Below are 17,745 nucleotides of genomic sequence, written 5' to 3' on the forward strand. Positions count from 1 at the left end.
GAATTATGCGCACTGCCTCCCGCTTCCTGATTGTCATTATTTTCCTTGGCGTGGTGCTTGGCGGCATCTTTGGCTATAAGTTTTATCAGTTCGGCCAGCTGGAAGAAAAGCTGTCCCAGCCACAACCCCCCGCTGAAATCTCCGCAACCACAGCCCGCACCGAGAGCTGGACGCCTTCGCTGAAAGCAGTCGGCAGTATTAAAGCTGTCAACGGCATCGAGGTCGCAAACGAAATGCCCGGCGTTATTGAGAAAATAAATTTTGAATCCGGCGACACGGTTAAACAGGGCGATGTGCTTGTTCGCCTGAACACTTCCATTGATGAAGCCGCAGTACGTACTCGCAGAGCAGAAGCTCAACTGGCGCAGCAGGAATTCAACCGCATCTCGGATCTGTTACCTAAACGAGCAGTTTCCCAGTCTCAGTACGACGAGGCCAAAGCCAATTTTGATGCCGCGCGTGCCCGTGTGAACGAAGCAGAGGCCCAGCTGAATAAAAAGATTATCCGCGCACCCTTCGACGGCACTCTGGGCATCCGCATGGTAGACCAGGGCCAGTACATTGGCACAGGCACACCCATTGTCGAGATCAATATGCTCGACCCGATCTACGTGGACTACACCCTGTCCGAAAAGAACCTGCCGGATGTCGATCAGGGCTACTCGGTAGAGGCCACCGTCGCCGCCGTTCCTGAACAGAGTTTTGAAGGCAAAGTAAGCGCCATTAACACCTCCGTCAACCCGGAAACCCGCACTGTGCGCGTCCGTGCCACTCTGGCGAATCCGGACAACCTGCTCCGGCCGGGTATGTTTGCGACCATTCAAACCCGGCAGCCAGAAAAGAACAGTGTGGTTACAATTCCCCGCACGGCTGTTTCCTATAATACTTACGGCGATTTTGCCTTTGTCATTGTTGAAAATGATGAGGGCGAGCCGATTGTCGAGCGTCGCACGATTACCACGGGCCAGACCCGGGACAAACAGGTTGCCATTCTTTCAGGCCTCGAGGCTGGCGAACAGGTGGTTGCCAAGGGTCTGCTGAGGCTGCGTGCCGGGCAGAGGGTCAAGATTCAGGATGAAGACCAGGAAAAGCAGCCGCAGGAGGCATCTGAGTAATGCGATTCACTGATATTTTCATCCACCGTCCGGTTCTGGCGACGGTGGTCAGCCTCCTTATCCTGCTGCTTGGTGCCCGCGCCGCGATGGAGATGGAGATCCGGCAGTATCCGGAGCTCGAAAGTACCACAGTTACGGTGACCACGGCCTACCCTGGTGCCAGCTCGGACCTGATCAAAGGCTTTATTACCACGCCGCTGCAGCAGGCTATTGCTGAGGCCAGTGGCATTGACCACCTGACCTCCACCAGTTCCCAGGGCACCTCAACTATCGAAGCCAAGATGGAGCTGAATTACGACGCTAATGCCGCCCTTGCCGAGATACAGGCCAAGGTAGCCAGCCAGCGTAACGTGCTTCCGTCCGAGGCTCAGGATCCGGTCATTACCTCCACCACGGGTGACTCAACGGCCCTGATGTATATCGCTTTCTACAGCAATGAGCTGGCGGTGCCACAAATCACTGACTATCTGACCCGGGTGGTACAACCCAGGCTGCAGGCGCTTGCCGGCGTAGGTAAAGCGCAGCTTCTTGGCCGCAAATTCGCTCTGCGGGTCTGGCTCGATCCGGAACGCCTGGCGGCTGTCAACATGACTCCTCAGGAAGTTGTTGCCAAACTGCGTGCCAATAACTATCAGGCTGCCGTAGGTAACACCAAAGGCGCTTACACCGAAATCAGCATGACCAGCGATACCGATATCGCAGACCCGGACAATTTCCGCAACCTGGTGGTCAAGGAAACCGGTGAAACCCAGATCCGGCTTCAGGACATTGCACGGGTGGAGCTGGGATCAGAAGCCTACGATGCCATGGCACTCTACAAAGGGCAGCCAGCCACCTACGTCGCGATTGAACTGGCACCCGGGGCTAACCCCCTCACGGTGGCCGGTCTGGTCAAAGACGATCTTCCGGATATCAGGAGCCAGCTGCCGGGCGATCTCGATGTACGCCTTGCCTATGATGGCTCCGACTTTATTGACGACTCCATCAATGAGGTAATCCGTACCCTGCTGGAGGCCATGGCTATTGTGCTGGTGGTGGTTTTCCTCTGCCTTGGCTCGATTCGCGCTGCGGTTGTGCCGTCGGTGGCGGTTCCGCTGTCACTTATTGGTGGCGCCTTTATAATGCTTATGTTCGGCTTCTCCCTGAACCTGCTGACGCTGCTATCGATGGTACTGGCCATTGGCCTGGTGGTGGACGACGCCATCATTATGGTAGAAAACGTGCACCGGCATATTGAGGCAGGCGAGTCCCGGTTCGAGGCCGCTATCAATGGCGCCCGGGAAATGGCGGTGCCGATTATTGCCATGACCACCACCCTGGTCGCGGTTTACGCACCTATCGGCTTCATGGGAGGCCTGGTCGGCTCACTGTTTACCGAGTTTGCCTTCACGCTTGCGGGTACTGTGGTGATTTCAGGTATTGTAGCCCTGACACTTTCTGCGATGCTCTCCGGCAAGGTCCTCAAGCCCCATGGCAACCCGGGCAAATTTGAGAGCATGGTGGAGAGTACCTTCAACAGCATTTCCTCAGTCTATAAATCGATGCTTGGCTCGCTGATGCAAACCAAGTCCGTCGTAGTGTTCTTTGCGCTGGTTATACTCGGCTCCATTTATTTTATGGCGATGATGAGCCAGAACGAGCTCGCGCCCACAGAAGACCAGGGCATTCTGTTCTATCAGGGCCTTGGCCCCCAGACATCCACTCTGGATTACCTGCTTGAGCACGGCAATGAAGTTCAGGAGCGTATTTCGTCTGTGCCCGGCTATCAGGAGGACTTCATGATTGTGGGTGTCACCGCCCCCAATGCGGTGTTCGGCGGTTTCAAACTGAAACCCTGGAGCGAGCGGGAGGTAACCCAGTTTGAAGTGCAACCGCAGCTGGATGCCGAGCTCAAGAAAGTCACCGGTCTGCAGACCGCAGTGTTTGCACCACCGGCACTGCCAGGCTCCGGGGGCGGTCTGCCGTTCCAGTTTGTTATCACGACGGGCAGCAGCTATGAGCAGCTGGACCAGGTAGCAGACGAATTGCTCGGCAAGGCCATGGACAGCGGTAACTTCATGTTCCTGCAGAAATCCATCAACTTCGACCGCCCGGTCACACGTATTAACGTTGACCGTGACCGGGTTGCCGACCTTGGCTTGTCAATGCAGGACGTGGGGCAGTCACTTTCCAGCATGCTCGGCGGTGGCTATATTAACCGCTTCAGCATGGAAGGCCGCTCGTATCAGGTTATCCCGCAGGTGGACCAGAAATTCCGACTGGATGAGCAGGCGTTGAACGACTACTACATCCGCGCCGGCAATGGCGAGCTGGTACCTCTGAGTAGCGTTGTCAGCTTTACCCACGATGTAGAGCCTTCAAGCCGTACGCAGTTTAACCAGCAGAACTCCCTCACTCTGGAAGGGGTAGTGATGCCGGGTGTTGCTGCAGGTACGGCCATGGACTTCATGGAGGAGACGGCTGAACAGGCATTCCCCCAGGGTTTCAACCATGATTACAAAGGCCAGAGCCGGCAGTTGGCCAGTCAGGGCAGCGCGCTGATCGTAACCTTCTTCCTGTCGCTGCTGGTGATTTATCTGGTACTCGCAGCGCAGTTTGAAAGCTGGCGGGACCCGATCATCATCCTGGTATCCGTACCCATGTCGATAGCAGGTGCAATGGCCTTTATTGTGCTTGGGTTTGCAACCATGAATATCTATACGCAGGTGGGGCTGATCACGCTGATCGGGGTTATTTCCAAGCACGGCATACTGATTGTCGAGTTTGCCAACCTGCTGCAAAAGGACAAAGCCCTGAGCAAGGTTGACGCTGTGATCGAGGCGGCGGCTATTCGCCTGCGCCCCATTATCATGACGTCACTGGCGCTGGTCTTTGCCATGGTGCCATTGCTGATCGCAACCGGTCCGGGTGCAGAAAGCAGATTTGCCATTGGCCTCACCATTACGGCGGGGCTGGGCATTGGTACCCTGTTCACTATCTTCGTGCTGCCAGCGTTCTACATTCTGCTGGCCCGCGATCATAACGCACACAAAGAAACAGGCGACCAGGCGCCCAAGCAGGTTCCGGCCAACTCGTAACCCGGTAAAAGCCAGCCAAAGCCCGGTGCGAACAACAGCGCACCGGGCTTTTTTGTGTCCCGGTTGAGAACACACCAATTCCTCGTTCCCCGACAATAAGGTAGTCTGAGGCCTGGGCCGTGACTCTCTTTTTGAAAACTCATTGCTGGCGTGCCGTTATCATGACTCTGGGAACACTGTTCTGGTTATTTCTTGCGAGCTTTGCTATCTGGTACTGGTGGCGTGCAAAGGCCATCAAGGATTCGGTACTCCGGGCCGCACACCGCTACTGCAAAACCATGGATGTCATGCTTCTTGATGATGCCATTTACCTGAGGGGACTCTGGTTCAAACGGGACGATCAGGGGCAAATCCGGGTATGGCGACGCTTCCTTTTTGATTTCACTTCCACCGGCGAGGAGCGCTACAGCGGCCGGGTCATCATGCTTGGGCCAAAAATTCTGCACATGGAGCTGGAGCCACACAGGTTTTCATAACCCGGGCCCCTGACCGTCAACCATCAGGACCACCTTCGGCAAACACCTATCCGCAACACTCTCAAGAGCCTCCCGGGCGTCCTATACTGGCTATACACTCATTCAGACAAAGACCCGGGCCATGCATATCCACAACGAGCAGCGTTTTGCGATCAACCTCAATGTTCGCGGTATTCAGCCTTCAGCGACCCTGCGTATCAACGAGCTCAGCAACCAGCTCCGATCGGAGGGAAGGGACATCATCAAACTGGGTCTGGGGCAGTCGCCCTTTCCGGTTCCGGCACGGGTTGTGGATGCGCTAAAAGAACACGCCCACGAGAAAGACTACTTACCGGTCAGAGGCCTGAAAAGCCTGCGTGAGTCCATTGCCGGCTATATCAACCGCAGCGAACGCATGCAGTGCTCCTGGGAAGATGTGCTGATTGGCCCCGGCTCCAAAGAGCTGCTGTTCATTCTCCAGCTGGCTTATTACGGCGACCTTCTGATTCCGCGTCCCAGCTGGGTCTCCTATGCACCTCAGGCCCGCATTATTGGCCGTTCTGTGCACTGGCTGCCAACATACGCTGAAAACAACTGGCAGCTGACCGCTGAAGAGCTGGATATTATATGCCGGAACGATCCATCACGCCCCCGCATACTGGTGCTCAACTACCCGTCCAACCCAACGGGCTGTACTTACACAGACGATCAGTTGCTCGCCATTGCCAATGTGGCCCGCAAGTACAAGCTGATCCTGCTCTCCGATGAGATTTATGGCGAAGTCCACTTTGATGCAAGGCACAAATCCATTGCCCGCTACTACCCTGAAGGCACCATCATCAGCACAGGCCTGAGCAAATGGGCCGGGGCGGGAGGCTGGCGCCTGGGCACCTTTATCTTCCCGAAGGAGCTGCGCCTGCTTCAGGATGCGATGGCCATCATAGCCAGTGAAACCTACACGGCAACCAGCGCTCCGATACAGCACGCCGCTATCACGGCTTTTAACGGCGGCGAGGATATTGACGAGTACCTCAAACAGTCCCGCCGGATTCTCAAAGTGGTAGGTGAATATCTGCACCGCCGCCTGTGTGACATGGGTGCCATCGTGCAGAAACCGGAAGGCGCATTTTATCTGTTCCCGGACTTCTCGGAGTTTCGGGAGCGTCTTGCCGGGCGCGACATTAAAACCAGCCAGGCGTTTTGCCAGTCATTGCTGGAAAGTACAGGCGTTGCGGTTCTGCCCGCCAGTGACTTCGGTTTTGTCCCTGATCATCTGGGGGCACGGCTGGCGTTTGTTGATTTTGATGGTGCCGAAGCCCTGAAACTGGCAGGTGGAGACTATGCAGACCAGGAGCTGGCCGATGAATTTGTTGCCCGTGCCTGCCCGCGGCTGGTGGAAGCCATGAACAGGATGGAAGCCTGGCTCCACAACCTCTGATGTGGCCATGATAGACTGACACCTTATACTCTTCAGTGGAGGTGCGTTATGAGTGAGTCAGTTTATCTGCAGGACATTTCCGATTTCGCCGAGGCACTTGCCCGGGAAGCCGGGGTTCTGGTTCGCCGGGAGCGTGATACAAACACGCTGCGCACCGATTACAAACAGCAGACCGAACTGGTGACCCACGCGGATATTATGGCGGATGATTTCATCACCAGCAGCATCCGCAAGCGCTTCCCGGACCATCGTATTCTTTCGGAAGAAGCACTGCCGGACCTCAGCCAAGCGGAAAACCTGAGCACGCCTTTGTGGATCATCGATCCGATTGATGGCACGGTTAACTACGCTTACGGTCACCCACAGGTTGCGGTATCCATAGCCTATGCGGAAAACGGCCGTGTACAGGCGGGCGTTGTGCATGCACCTTTCGTGGAGGAAACCTTTCGCGCCACCCGCGGCGAAGGCGCGACACTCAACGACCGTCCCATTCGTCACAGTGGCGCTACGGCTCTCAGGCAGTCACTCTTTGCCACCGGGTTCCCCTACACCAAGGACAATCTGGAACCACTGGTTAAGCGCCTGGAGGCGATGATTCACCAATGCCGGGACTTACGGCGTATCGGTTCCGCAGCACTGGATATCTGCTGGGTAGCCTGCGGACGCCTGGATATCTATTACGAAAACGTCAGTCCATGGGATTTCGCAGCGGCGCGCCTGATCGCTCTGGAGGCAGGCGCTACCGCTGGCCACTTCAGTGAGGTTCCCGAGGGTTATCCAGCCGATCTTTGGGGGCGCGACATTCTGATTTCCGCGCCCGCAATCTGGGAGCCTGTGCGTCAGATTCTGCGCTCTGCTTCCGGGTATGAGTAAACCGCAGATTTGAGGCTGGCGTCAGAAAAACGTCCCGTCGAGGGGGGATGAAGCGCTGGCATAGAGCTTTTTGGGCATGCGTCCGGCAAGATACCCTTCGCGGCCCGCTGCAATGGCCAGGCGCATGGCGTTGGCCATTTTGATCGGGTCTTTTGCCTTCGCAATAGCGGAGTTCATCAGCACACCGTCGCAGCCCAGTTCCATAGCGAGGGTCGCATCAGAGGCGGCCCCCACACCCGCATCGACCAGCACAGGGACGCTGGCATTTTCGACGATCAGGCGAATATTGTAACGATTCTGGATGCCCAGCCCCGAGCCAATCGGTGCCCCCAGAGGCATAACGGCTATGCACCCCATTTCTTCCAGGCGCCGTGCCAGCAAAGGGTCATCGGAACAATAGACCATCACCTGGAAGCCGTCTTTTATAAGCTCTTCCGCCGCTACCAGAGTTTCCGGCATGTTCGGATACAGGGTTTTATCTTCCCCCAGCACTTCCAGCTTTACCAGGTTACGCCCGTCGAGCAGCTCACGCGCCAGTTTACAGGTGCGTACTGCATCCCTGGCTGTGTAACAGCCTGCTGTATTGGGCAGGATTGTATAGTCCTCAGGGGAGATAACATCCAGAAGATTCGGTTCGTCCGGATTTTGTCCGAGATTGGTACGGCGAACCGCCACGGTTACAATCTCAGCCCCGCTGATTTCAACAGCGTGGCCGGTTTCCACCAGATCCCGGTACAGGCCGGTACCAACCAGCAACCGTGACTGGTAAACCTGTCCTGCGATTTCAAGGGGCTTATCTTCGGGCAACTGAATCTCTGGAGTCTCTGTCATAATGTTTCCGGGTTACTAAAACCTGTTGTATGAATTGCTGAAGATTTGCCTGGCTCTGGCCGTGGCTTAACCACCACCGATCGCATGCACCACCTCAACGCGGTCGCCGTTGCTCAGTACAAACTGTTCATGCTGGCTGCGGGGGACTATGTCTTCGTTAACCTCCACGGCCAGTCGCTTACCCATCAGGGCCATTTTTTCCACGAGCGCCGCCACTGTCGCCCCTTCGTGGAGCTCTATGGCCTCACCATTCACCTGAACCTGCATAGTGTTCCTAACCTCGGCTATTACACTGACCGGCGTATACCAGCCATTAACAATAATACCCAGCCCACTATAAAGCATACACCCCCTATAGGTGTAACCGGGCCGACCCAGCGAATGTCCGTCAATACCAGCGTATACAGGCTGCCACTGAACAGAAGCGTACCCGTAATAAAGAACCCGGCCGCCAGTCCCAGCAAACGCCGTGATAATCCGGCCGCAGACAGCAGGGTTACAAGTACGAGTGCAATGGCGTGATACATCTGATAGGTCACCGCCGTCTGGAACACATCCAGAGTGCGCTCACTCACCAGACTGCGGAGCCCGTGGGCTCCGAAGGCACCGGACATGACTGCGGTGAGGGCAAAAAATGCACCTGTAGCCACAGGCAGGCGCATAATCTCCGGCGCCTTAGGTCTTCGGGATTCAGCAGTCACAGTGAATTTTCTCTCCGGTATCCAGATTCATCATGGTCAGCGCGCCCCCCCAGACGCAGCCGGTATCCAGCCCGATAAACCGGTCAACGCCAGTCCTGCCCTCAAGGGCAGCCCAGTGCCCGAAGATCACACGGGTTTCATCCGGGCGGGGAAATTCAAACCAGGGGGCATAACCACTGGGTGCGTCGTCGGCAGATGCCTTGGCTGTGAGCTCAAGCCTGCCATCCGCGGCGATAAAGCGCATCCGGGTAAAGTAATTCGTGATAACCCGCCAGCGATCCATGCCAGTCAGGCTTTCATCCCAGCCCTCCGGCTTATTGCCGTACATCTGGGCAAAGTATTCCGGGGCATCCTCACCACGAATGACAGCTTCCACTTCCCGGGCACTGGCGAGGGCCTGCTGAACATCCCAGATATGAGGAACCCCGGCGTGTGCCATCAAAAGGTTACGATCGGAATCATACACACACAGGTTCTGCTGGCGCAGCCAGCCTGTCAGCCTGTCCCGGTCCGGTGCTTCTAATATGCCTGTAAGCGTATCTTTACGCTTGGGCGGGTGCCCGCCCAGAGCCACCGCCAGCAAATGCAGGTCGTGATTACCCAGTACCACCACGGCCGAATCGCCCAGGCTTTCAATGTAACGCAGGGTTTGCAAAGAGGAAGGCCCTCGGTTAATCAGATCACCGGCCACCCACAGCCGGTCCCGGGACGGTGAAAAATCCACCCTGGCCAGAACCTCCTTCAACCGCTCGTAGCACCCCTGAATGTCACCTATGGCGTAGTCAGTCATCATTGCCCTCGCTGTTTTTCTCACAAACCAACAGGTCCGCAATGCTCACATAATCCGCAAGCGTGAGATTTTCAGGACGCAAGCCATCATTGATGCCCAGCTGCTGCAACTGTTCAACAGACACCATGGTTCCCAGGGCTTTGCGCAGGGTTTTACGGCGGGCATTAAACGCCGTCCTTACCACTGCCTGCAATGTGCCCAGGTCTCTGGCCGGGTGCGGTAACTCGGCATGGGGAACCAGGCGCACAATCGCGGAATCCACTTTCGGGGCTGGCCGAAAAGCACCGGCGCTCACCTCAAACAATGGCTGTACCTTGCAGAAGTACTGGGTCATGATCCCCAGCCGGCCATAGCTACTGTCACCAGAGACCGCTGCCATCCGCTGCACCACTTCTTTTTGCAGCATAAAGTGCATGTCCTGAATCACATCTGCCTGGGACAACAGATGAAAAATCAATGGCGTGGATATGTTGTATGGCAGGTTGCCGATAATCCGAAGCGGCTTTTCATTCATGAGCTGGCTAAAATCAAATTTCAGGGCATCAGCTTCATGAATACGAAATTCCGGGTAATTAAAAAACCTGGTGCGTAACACCGGAATCAGATCACGATCCAGCTCGACAACCTGGAGCTTCGGGTTAACTTCCAGAATTTCTTCGGTTAATGCACCCAGCCCGGGACCAATTTCGACAATGGCGTCCTCCGGTTTCGGGTGAATAGCGCGGATTATACGGTCGATAACGCCCGGATCGTGAAGGAAATTCTGTCCAAACCGTTTCCTGGCCTGATGGCCGGCTTTTTTACTCACTCAGGTTTCTCTTTTGTGGAGGTATTGCGGTGACAAGCAAATGTTCGATCCGCAGATTTGAGGGAACGTGCCATCTGGCCACCTACCCGGATCGCGGTGTGCAGACTGCCAGCATCTGCACGCCCGGTGCCGGCAAGGTCCAGAGCCGTACCATGATCCACCGATGTACGCACAATGGGGAGCCCCAGGGTAACATTGACAGCTCGGCCGAACCCCTGGAATTTGAGAACCGGCAACCCCTGATCGTGATACATCGCCAGAGCGGCATCTGCAGTATCCAGCCAGTGAGGCGTGAACAGTGTGTCAGCCGGCAGAGGTCCGGTCAGCTGCATGCCGTTACCACGAAGCTTCTCAAGCGTTGGCTCAATGACCTCAATCTCTTCCCGGCCAAGGTGCCCGCCCTCCCCGGCGTGGGGGTTCAGCCCGGCAACCAGAATCCGCGGCTGCTCAATTCCGAAAAAGGTTTTCAGGTCAGCATTCAGAATGGTCGCAACCTGGGTAAGCCGTTCCGGCGTAATCGCGTCAGACACGTCTTTCAGCGGTAAGTGCGTCGTTACCAGTGCGACCCGCAACTCCTCGGTGGCGAGCATCATAACCACCCGCTCTACGCCGCAAAGCTCCTGAAGAAATTCGGTATGGCCGCTGAACGCTATTCCGGCGTCGTTGATCACACCTTTGTGAACCGGTGCCGTGACCATGCCATCAAAATTACCATCAAGACAGCCCCGGGCAGCAATGGTCAGTGTATCCACAACATAACGACCGTTCCCGGCGTGCAACTCGCCCGCCTGGGTAGAAGCACAGCCGTCAACGTGAAGTACAGACAGTTCTCCTGCTGCCTTATGCGGCACCCTGCCCGGCTGCCAGGGGTGCAGGGCGACATCAAGCCCCAGGGCCTTCGCCCTGTCAGCCAGCAGAGCCTGGCTGGCAACCACTACCACGCCTGCATCTCGTGCTTCTGCTGCAAGCTGCAGGCAAAGGTCCGGGCCAATGCCAGCGGGCTCACCCGCTGTCAGCGCGAGAACGGTTTCTTCACTCATCAGTCTTCAGTTTCCTGCGTATCATCGGATGTTTCTTCCCGGGCATACTCGCCCTTGAACTCGACAAAGGCCTCATCGCGAATTTCCCGGAGCCAGTTCTGCAGCTCGGTTTCAAACTTGCGGCGATAAATAGCCTGGCGGGCCTCTGCTTGTTTAACGTCACCACTGACGTCCTTCTGGCGGCGTTCTTCAACCTGGAGAATATGCCAGCCAAACTGCGAGCGGAATGGTCCCTTGAACTCGCCCACGGCCGCCTCTTGCATGGCCTCTTCAAATGCAGGCACCATCTGACCCGGGCTCACCCAGCCCAGATTGCCGCCATCGGAGCCGGAGACAGGGTCATCAGAATACTGTCTGGCCAGCGCCGCAAAATCGGCGTCCTCTTCTTCTATCTGCCGGGCAAGTTCACGAATGGTGGCTTCTGCCTCGGCATCGGTGACGGCCTGTGAAGGCCGGATCAGAATATGGCGCACCCGGTTTTGCTGGATGACTTGCTTCTGCTCGCCTCCCCGCTTTTCCATGACCATGACCATATGGAAGCCGCTGTTGTTTTCCAGCACCTCCGACGGCTGACCAACCTCCAGATCTGGTACAACCGGCGCTACCAGTGAAGGCAGCTGGCCTTCACTGCGCCAGCCCATATCGCCCCCTTCAAGCGCGTTGCTGGCGTCTGACTCGGCAACTGCCACTTCGCGAAAATCGCGGCCGTTCACAATAGAGGTACGCAGCTCTTGCGCGTATTCCCGGGTGGCATCAACCGCAGCGTCGTCACCCGGATTGTCCAGCTCGATGAAAATATAGGCCAGCCGGTATTCCGCATCGTTACCGCCAGACTCCCTGGCCTGAAGATAGTTCTCAACCTCCCGGTCGGTGACACGAACACGGTTGCTGACCTGACGCTGCTGCACCCGTCCGGTGATCATTTCCTGGCGGATCTGCTCCCTGGCCTGGCGATAGCTTACACCCTCGACAGCAAGCTGTTCTTCAAACTCGGGCAGACTCATGCCATTGCGTTCGGCAATATTGGCGATGGTTTCATTGAGTTCGTTATCGCTGATGCGCATACCCATCTTGTCCGCCATTTGCAGTTGGACCGACTCGGTGATCAACTGTTCCAGAACCCGCTCTTCAAGAAGCCTTTGCGGTGGCAGCCCCGTACCCTGTGCCTGCAGGCGGCCGGCAATTGTGTTAATCCGCGCCTCCAGTTCAGTCTGCAGAATCACATCGTCGTCAACAATGGCCACGACCTGATCGAGCAACTTGCGCTCAGCCTGCACCGAGAAAGAAAGTGCCACAACCAGCAACAGCAGCAGCGTTTGTAAACTCTGGCGAATCGTCGCCTTCATAATCACCCCTTAATGAAGATATTAGCCTGCGGATAGAATACCGGACGAACCACCCTGCCGTCAGGGCGTACCGAAACGGCGCCGCTCGCGCTCATCAAACCCATAGATTGCCTCGGAAATTGAGGTGGATGAACCGCCGCTGCCACCCAGGCCTCTTAGCTGGACCTGGAACAGTAAACGGCTGTCCAACTCTTCGTCATCCGTCAGATAGTTCTGGTGTACCACCTGAACGCTCCAGCAACAATTGTTGTACTCAACGCCGGCCAGAGAGCCGACGGTTCGGTCCAGGTCCGAATCATATACCCAGCGCCCGATCAGACTAACACGGTCTGTGGCCGGGATAACGGCTCCGATGTCTGACTGTTCCAGCTCTCCCTTGCTGTACGTGTGCCCAACCGTGGCCAGATACCGGTAATCCTCCGAATGGAAAACCAGCTGGCTGCGCCCTTCTTCGGTTTCACCTGTTTCCGGATCCCAAAGCCCGGACGAGCGGATTTGCAGGTTCTTCAGCGGATTCAGAACCACCTCCCCTGCAAGTGGTGACCGGCTGCGGTCCCCTCCGCCCTCACCAAACAGGGTGACTTCCCGATCCTTGAAATACTGCACCTGACCGATACTGAAGCGGGCACGCTCTGCCCCTGTTACCAGGTCATTGAACCGGCTGGTCAGGGCTACGGTCAACTGATTGGCATCACCTACCCGGTCACCACCCACAAAGCGATCCGGGCGAAACAACTGTTCAAAGCGAAAGGTCTGCAAGGCAGTGTCAAACGCCGGAATGTCATTCTGATCTGCTTCAGCATCCGCCCAGGCGTAATACAGCCGGGGCTCGAGTGTCTGGTTGTAGGGTACATCAAACAGGCTCGATTGACGGTCAAAATACAGACCGTTATCCCATTCGACTACAGGTACGGTGCGGTCAAAGCTCCCGTCTCCGTTCGTGTAATCTTCCAGATCGTAGCGGGTGTAATCCACGCTCACCGACGGGCGGCTGTATCCCCAGAGCGCCCGCATTGGTACAGCCAACTCCGGGCGGGCCCGGAAACGCTGGCCATTGGCCCGGTCGAGGCCGGTCAGAGTATCATTATCCCGGTGAAACCAGGTGTACTGGCTCTCCAGCCCGGCTTCAAAAATACCCGCCTCGGTGGTTCCGGCATAGAGGGCTTCCGGTAACTGCGCGTACGGCTTGTTCGCCTGGGCGATCCGGTCACTGACTGTCTGATAATCATTCAGATACACATCAAAATACTGGTTCGGCCCCTGATAGCGCACCCCTCCCTTGCGCTGCAGGTGGGTCGTCTGATTGATTTCCAGACTGCGGTTCAGGTCGCTCAGATAATCTTCATCGCTTACCACCGAAAAATCGCCGTAGCCTCTCCAGCCTCCGCCAAACGCAGCCCGGGTGGTCGCATCCAGAGCCCAGCGCTGACCGGACTCACCGGGGTTTTCGTCCCGATAGGTGGAGTCATTATCGATGTAACCCAGCTGCAACGTGGTCTCGCCCAGCGAGCTGAGGTACCGGCCTTCAGCTTCATTAAATAACCCCCGGCCATGGATATACTGGGGAGTGAGTGTCGCATCATAATGCGGGGCCAGGTTCAGATAATAAGGTACCGCAAGAAACGCACCACTGCCGGCACTGGAGGAACCGAACTGCGGGTACAGAAAGCCGGATTTGCGCCGGTCATCGATCGGAAAGCTGGCGTAGGGCCAATAAAAAACAGGCACATCAAGAACTTCCAAACGCACATGCTTGGCCGTTCCAAAGCCTTCGGACTGGTCCAGTTCAATTTCCGAAGCTACGACAGACCAGTCATTCTGGCGCGGTCCACACGTTGTCAGCATGCCCTCGCGGATTTCTACCCGGGAGTCATCCATCCGGGAAAGGCTTTCGGCCCTGCCCCGCATTTCTGGCCCATGCAACAGAAAGGTGGCGGTGTTGATATCAAAGCGCCCGGTGTCGACGCTGTACTCCGCATGGTCGCCGGTTAACAAAAAACCATTACCCCGACTGACCAGTGGGCCCTGGATAGCCACCTGGCCGGCGCTCTGGTTATACCTGGCTTCCGACCCGGTTGCCTGAAAGTTCCCCTGGCGCAAACGCACATCACCCTTCAGGTACAACTCGCTATCAACTTCATAACGCGCATCCAGGCCGCTGGCGTGTAAAGGTACATCGGCAGCCGCCCCCTCACCAAAAACGCCGCCCGGCTCGCTTTCGGTAACCGACGGCAGATACCCGCCTTCGCAGAAAGCCGGCAATGAGTTCCGGACTGTGTCCGGAAGCCGGTCTTTGGGGCGCCAGTCCAGCTCAGCCGCTGTGGGCGGTGTCCCGGCAGCTGACAGGCCAGCTACCGGCATCAGGAGGCACGAGGCAAGCAGGCGGCCCGCCAACCGGCGTTTCAATGGGCCTTTCTGCGGCGGCAGACAGCTGGGGGGCACTGGCACGGTGGCGGGGTTCCTGTATCAGGTGCATGAGAATGGGTGAACAGCGCTCTAGTTTACACGTGCCCCCGAAACTTGTTAACGGAAACACCGCCCTGTAATCAAACTCCGCTGCAAAACCGCTCCACCCTCTTTATACTTTGTGCAGGGCAAGCCACCAGACTGGCACCTGTTTTTTTCAATACACCTATATTTCCAGGATAACCAACCACTCTATGGACAACCGCCTGCAGATGCTGACCTCCTGGGTCCGCCAGTTTCCCGGCTTTGACAACGCAGACGCCACACCGGTTTCCGGCGATGCCAGTTTCCGGCGCTACTTCCGGGTTTACAAATCCGGCGCCGATGGCAGCAAAGTGCCGTTTATTGTTATGGACTCGCCCAAAGAGCTGGAAGACTGCACCCCATTTGTCCACATTGGCCACCACTGGCGCCAGGCCGGAATCCGGGTTCCGGAAGTTTTTGAAGCAGATCCTGGCCTTGGCTTTTTACTACTGGAAGACTTTGGCGACCAGCTGATGCTCAAACGCCTGAACCCCGAAACAGCCAGCCGGCTGTATAAAAGTGCGATGGATGAGCTGCTGCTGATTCAGCAGACTCACGCCCATCCCAACTACCCTCTGCCAACCTATGATGCTGCATTGCTGAACCGTGAAATGGCCCTGTTCAGGGACTGGCTACTGGAGAATTATCTGGGACTGGAGCTGGACAATATTGAGAAATCCATGCTCGACACCACCTTTGCACTGCTTCGGGAAAGCGCCCTGGCGCAACCGAAAGTCACCGTACACAGGGACTATCACTCCAGAAACCTGCTGGTGCTGGATCAAGACGACCGTCCCGGCGTTATTGATTTTCAGGACGCGGTAACCGGGCCTGTAACCTATGATGTGGTGTCGCTGCTCAAGGACTGCTATATACAGTGGCCCGAAGAACGTGTTTACCAGTGGCTTGAGGATTTCCGCAAACAGTCTGCCGGGGCCGGCCTGCACCACGCAGACAGCGACACGTTTCGTCAGTGGTTTGAGTTGATGGGCATGCAGCGCCACCTCAAGGCTGCGGGCATTTTTGCCCGACTGGCCATGCGCGATGGCAAGCCAGGATACATCAAAGATATTCCCCGCACGGTAAGCTACCTTCTGGCCGCCAGTGAGCGTCAGCCGGCACTGCGACACTTCCAGGACTGGCTCATAAGCACCGCCATACCCAGGATTGAAACCAGGATCGGGCCCCTTCCGACCCGGGAGCGCAGCGTTCCGTGAAAGCGATGATTCTTGCTGCGGGCAAAGGTACCCGGATGCGACCGTTGACCCTGACCACCCCTAAACCCCTGCTCAGGGCCGGCGGCAAGCCCCTTATTGCATACCACCTTGAGGCTTTTAAACACGCCGGCTTCAGGGACATCGTCATTAACCACGCCTGGCTCGGCGAACAGATTGAGCAGGCGCTTGGGTCTGGTGAGCAATTCGGACTGTCCCTGCACTACTCCCGTGAACGCGAACCGCTGGAGACCGCTGGCGGGATTGTTCGGGCCCTGCCCCTGCTTACATCCAGCGGCAATGACTGGTTTGTGGTGGTTAATGGCGACGTCTGGACTGACTTCGATCTTGCCCGGCTGCAGCCTCCGGCACCGGGCACGACACCGCCTGTCGATGCGGTGCTGGTGATGACTGACAACCCACGCCATCACCAGGAAGGTGATTTCTGTCTCAACAGCAACGGCCTGCTCTCACAGGAATGTACGTCCGAAGCCGGCGAAAAGCTTACCTTCACCGGCATCAGCCTACTGCACCAACGACTGTTTGACGGGCTGACTGACGCGGCTGGCAAACTTGGGCCTGTGCTCCGAACCGCAATGGATAACCGCCGTGTGTCCGGCTTGTACCATTCCGGCGGCTGGGCTGATATAGGCACGCCGGAGCGGCTGCGAGCGCTGGACCGGCAACTGGCCTCACAGGAGTCTTAGCACCATGTCGCCCGATAGCGCACAGTCAGAACTGTCCCGGCGTATGGAGGTAACACTGTCCGCGCTGCTGCGCACACTCTCCAGCTCCGACTATCAGGCACACAAGCTGCTTGAGCAGACACAACTGCCGCGCTGGAGCCGGCACCCGCTGTTTTTCTTTCTGGGATACATTGCAAAAGCAGAAGGCCGAGTCTCCGAGCAGGACATACGATTTGCCGAACAGCTCATCCAGGCCCTGAAGCTGTCCAGACAGCAAAGGGCCCGGGCGATTAACAGTTTCCAGAGAGGCAAAAACGCCACAATACTTTCCCCCACGGCCGGGCTCACGTTAATGCTGAGTCATCGCCTCTGGTGTGCGCCTGCCCTGAAGGTGGCCATCTGCCTGTGTCATGCAGCACAGCTCAAAGGACGCCCTGCCAGGCCTCGCCGCTATCGGTGTGAAGATGCGATTGATCAGACAGGGCTGCCGTTTTCCGTTACGGAAGCCATCTTCAGAACCTACGCTGCACGAGGCTGGGGGCATAGCGGCAACATACCTGCTCAGCCCCGGAATCTTGCACAGGCATATACGTTACTCGGGGTTTCCCGTCAGGATCCGCTTTCTGCCATCAAGCGCACTTACCAGAAAAAACGCTCCCGATGCCACCCGGATAAGCTGGCACATCAGCAACTCAGCGCCATCGAGGAGGCTGAAGCCAAAGAATACCTGCTGCGCTATCAGCAGGCGTGGGAAATGATCAAGCGATACCATTAGTCAGTACCTCTGCACCTGTGCAAAGGCCACCCAAAAACGCGTCAGGCCTGTTAAACTGTGGCTGAATCTGCATTTGCCTCTGGACTACTTTCAACCGATCCCAACT

The 17,745-nt window shown here is 56.8% G+C and carries 16 protein-coding genes; 8 read left to right on the forward strand and 8 right to left on the reverse strand.

The window, feature by feature from the left end; genetic code table 11:
- The first annotated feature begins 5 nt into the window (after positions 1 to 5).
- The 5 genes from FFI95_RS01530 to FFI95_RS01550 all read left to right on the forward strand — a co-directional run bounded on the left by FFI95_RS01530 (position 6) and on the right by FFI95_RS01550 (position 6,958).
- Entirely contained in the window at positions 6 to 1,115 is a 1,110-nt protein-coding gene (locus FFI95_RS01530) for an efflux RND transporter periplasmic adaptor subunit (RefSeq protein WP_144820585.1), read from the forward strand.
- Positions 1,115 to 4,192 carry an efflux RND transporter permease subunit gene (locus FFI95_RS01535; RefSeq protein WP_144820586.1) on the forward strand — a complete coding sequence of 1,026 codons (3,078 nt, stop codon included), beginning with the start codon at positions 1,115 to 1,117 and terminating at the stop codon, positions 4,190 to 4,192. Before FFI95_RS01530 ends, FFI95_RS01535 begins: the two co-directional genes overlap by 1 nt.
- Before the next feature lie 161 nt (positions 4,193 to 4,353).
- Positions 4,354 to 4,668: a DUF3301 domain-containing protein gene (locus FFI95_RS01540; RefSeq protein ID WP_144820587.1), complete on the forward strand. Its 315-nt coding sequence runs from the start codon at positions 4,354 to 4,356 to the stop codon at positions 4,666 to 4,668.
- Positions 4,669 to 4,789: 121 nt separating this feature from the next.
- On the forward strand, positions 4,790 to 6,085 hold the full coding sequence (locus FFI95_RS01545) for a pyridoxal phosphate-dependent aminotransferase (protein ID WP_144820588.1): 1,296 nt from the start codon (positions 4,790 to 4,792) through the stop codon (positions 6,083 to 6,085).
- A 48-nt stretch (positions 6,086 to 6,133) separates the two neighbouring features.
- Positions 6,134 to 6,958 carry an inositol monophosphatase family protein gene (locus tag FFI95_RS01550; protein ID WP_144820589.1) on the forward strand — a complete coding sequence of 275 codons (825 nt, stop codon included), beginning with the start codon at positions 6,134 to 6,136 and terminating at the stop codon, positions 6,956 to 6,958.
- A gap of 21 nt (positions 6,959 to 6,979) precedes the next feature.
- Here FFI95_RS01550 and FFI95_RS01555 read toward each other — a convergent pair whose 3' ends face one another.
- The 8 genes from FFI95_RS01555 to FFI95_RS01590 form a co-directional block, all read right to left on the reverse strand.
- Positions 6,980 to 7,789, reverse strand: coding sequence for a thiazole synthase (locus FFI95_RS01555; RefSeq protein ID WP_144820590.1), 810 nt, complete (start codon positions 7,787 to 7,789; stop codon positions 6,980 to 6,982).
- A 66-nt stretch (positions 7,790 to 7,855) separates the two neighbouring features.
- The gene (gene thiS / locus FFI95_RS01560; RefSeq protein WP_144820591.1) at positions 7,856 to 8,056 is read right to left on the reverse strand and encodes a sulfur carrier protein ThiS; all 201 of its coding nucleotides are present in this window, start codon (positions 8,054 to 8,056) and stop codon (positions 7,856 to 7,858) included.
- Positions 8,057 to 8,076: 20 nt separating this feature from the next.
- On the reverse strand, positions 8,077 to 8,451 hold the full coding sequence (locus FFI95_RS01565) for a DUF423 domain-containing protein (RefSeq protein WP_144821413.1): 375 nt from the start codon (positions 8,449 to 8,451) through the stop codon (positions 8,077 to 8,079).
- Between the two features lie 28 nt (positions 8,452 to 8,479).
- A complete protein-coding gene (locus FFI95_RS01570) occupies positions 8,480 to 9,280 on the reverse strand; it encodes a symmetrical bis(5'-nucleosyl)-tetraphosphatase (RefSeq protein WP_144821414.1) in 801 nt (266 codons plus the stop codon).
- The gene (gene rsmA, locus FFI95_RS01575; protein ID WP_144820592.1) at positions 9,273 to 10,088 is read right to left on the reverse strand and encodes a 16S rRNA (adenine(1518)-N(6)/adenine(1519)-N(6))-dimethyltransferase RsmA; all 816 of its coding nucleotides are present in this window, start codon (positions 10,086 to 10,088) and stop codon (positions 9,273 to 9,275) included. Before rsmA ends, FFI95_RS01570 begins: the two co-directional genes overlap by 8 nt.
- Positions 10,085 to 11,128, reverse strand: a complete 1,044-nt coding sequence (gene pdxA / locus FFI95_RS01580) for a 4-hydroxythreonine-4-phosphate dehydrogenase PdxA (protein WP_144820593.1) — start codon at positions 11,126 to 11,128, stop codon at positions 10,085 to 10,087. The genes rsmA and pdxA overlap by 4 nt, the downstream gene beginning before the upstream one ends.
- Positions 11,128 to 12,474, reverse strand: coding sequence for a peptidylprolyl isomerase (locus tag FFI95_RS01585; protein WP_144820594.1), 1,347 nt, complete (start codon positions 12,472 to 12,474; stop codon positions 11,128 to 11,130). The genes pdxA and FFI95_RS01585 overlap by 1 nt, the downstream gene beginning before the upstream one ends.
- Before the next feature lie 60 nt (positions 12,475 to 12,534).
- Entirely contained in the window at positions 12,535 to 14,835 is a 2,301-nt protein-coding gene (locus FFI95_RS01590) for an LPS-assembly protein LptD (RefSeq protein ID WP_144821415.1), read from the reverse strand.
- A 299-nt stretch (positions 14,836 to 15,134) separates the two neighbouring features.
- Here FFI95_RS01590 and FFI95_RS01595 point away from each other — a divergent pair, with 299 nt between their 5' ends.
- From FFI95_RS01595 to FFI95_RS01605, 3 genes are read left to right on the forward strand one after another with little or no spacing between them, the layout of a single operon-like run.
- On the forward strand, positions 15,135 to 16,181 hold the full coding sequence (locus FFI95_RS01595) for an aminoglycoside phosphotransferase family protein (RefSeq protein ID WP_144820595.1): 1,047 nt from the start codon (positions 15,135 to 15,137) through the stop codon (positions 16,179 to 16,181).
- Complete coding sequence (murU, locus tag FFI95_RS01600) at positions 16,178 to 16,885, forward strand: N-acetylmuramate alpha-1-phosphate uridylyltransferase MurU (RefSeq protein WP_144820596.1); 708 nt, start codon at positions 16,178 to 16,180, stop codon at positions 16,883 to 16,885. The genes FFI95_RS01595 and murU overlap by 4 nt, the downstream gene beginning before the upstream one ends.
- 4 nt (positions 16,886 to 16,889) lie before the next feature.
- Complete coding sequence (locus tag FFI95_RS01605) at positions 16,890 to 17,639, forward strand: co-chaperone DjlA (RefSeq protein ID WP_144820597.1); 750 nt, start codon at positions 16,890 to 16,892, stop codon at positions 17,637 to 17,639.
- The last annotated feature ends 106 nt before the right edge of the window (positions 17,640 to 17,745 follow it).

The sequence above is a fragment of the Marinobacter piscis genome (assembly GCF_007671655.1).
GTDB classification, from domain to species: Bacteria; Pseudomonadota; Gammaproteobacteria; order Pseudomonadales; family Oleiphilaceae; genus Marinobacter; species Marinobacter piscensis.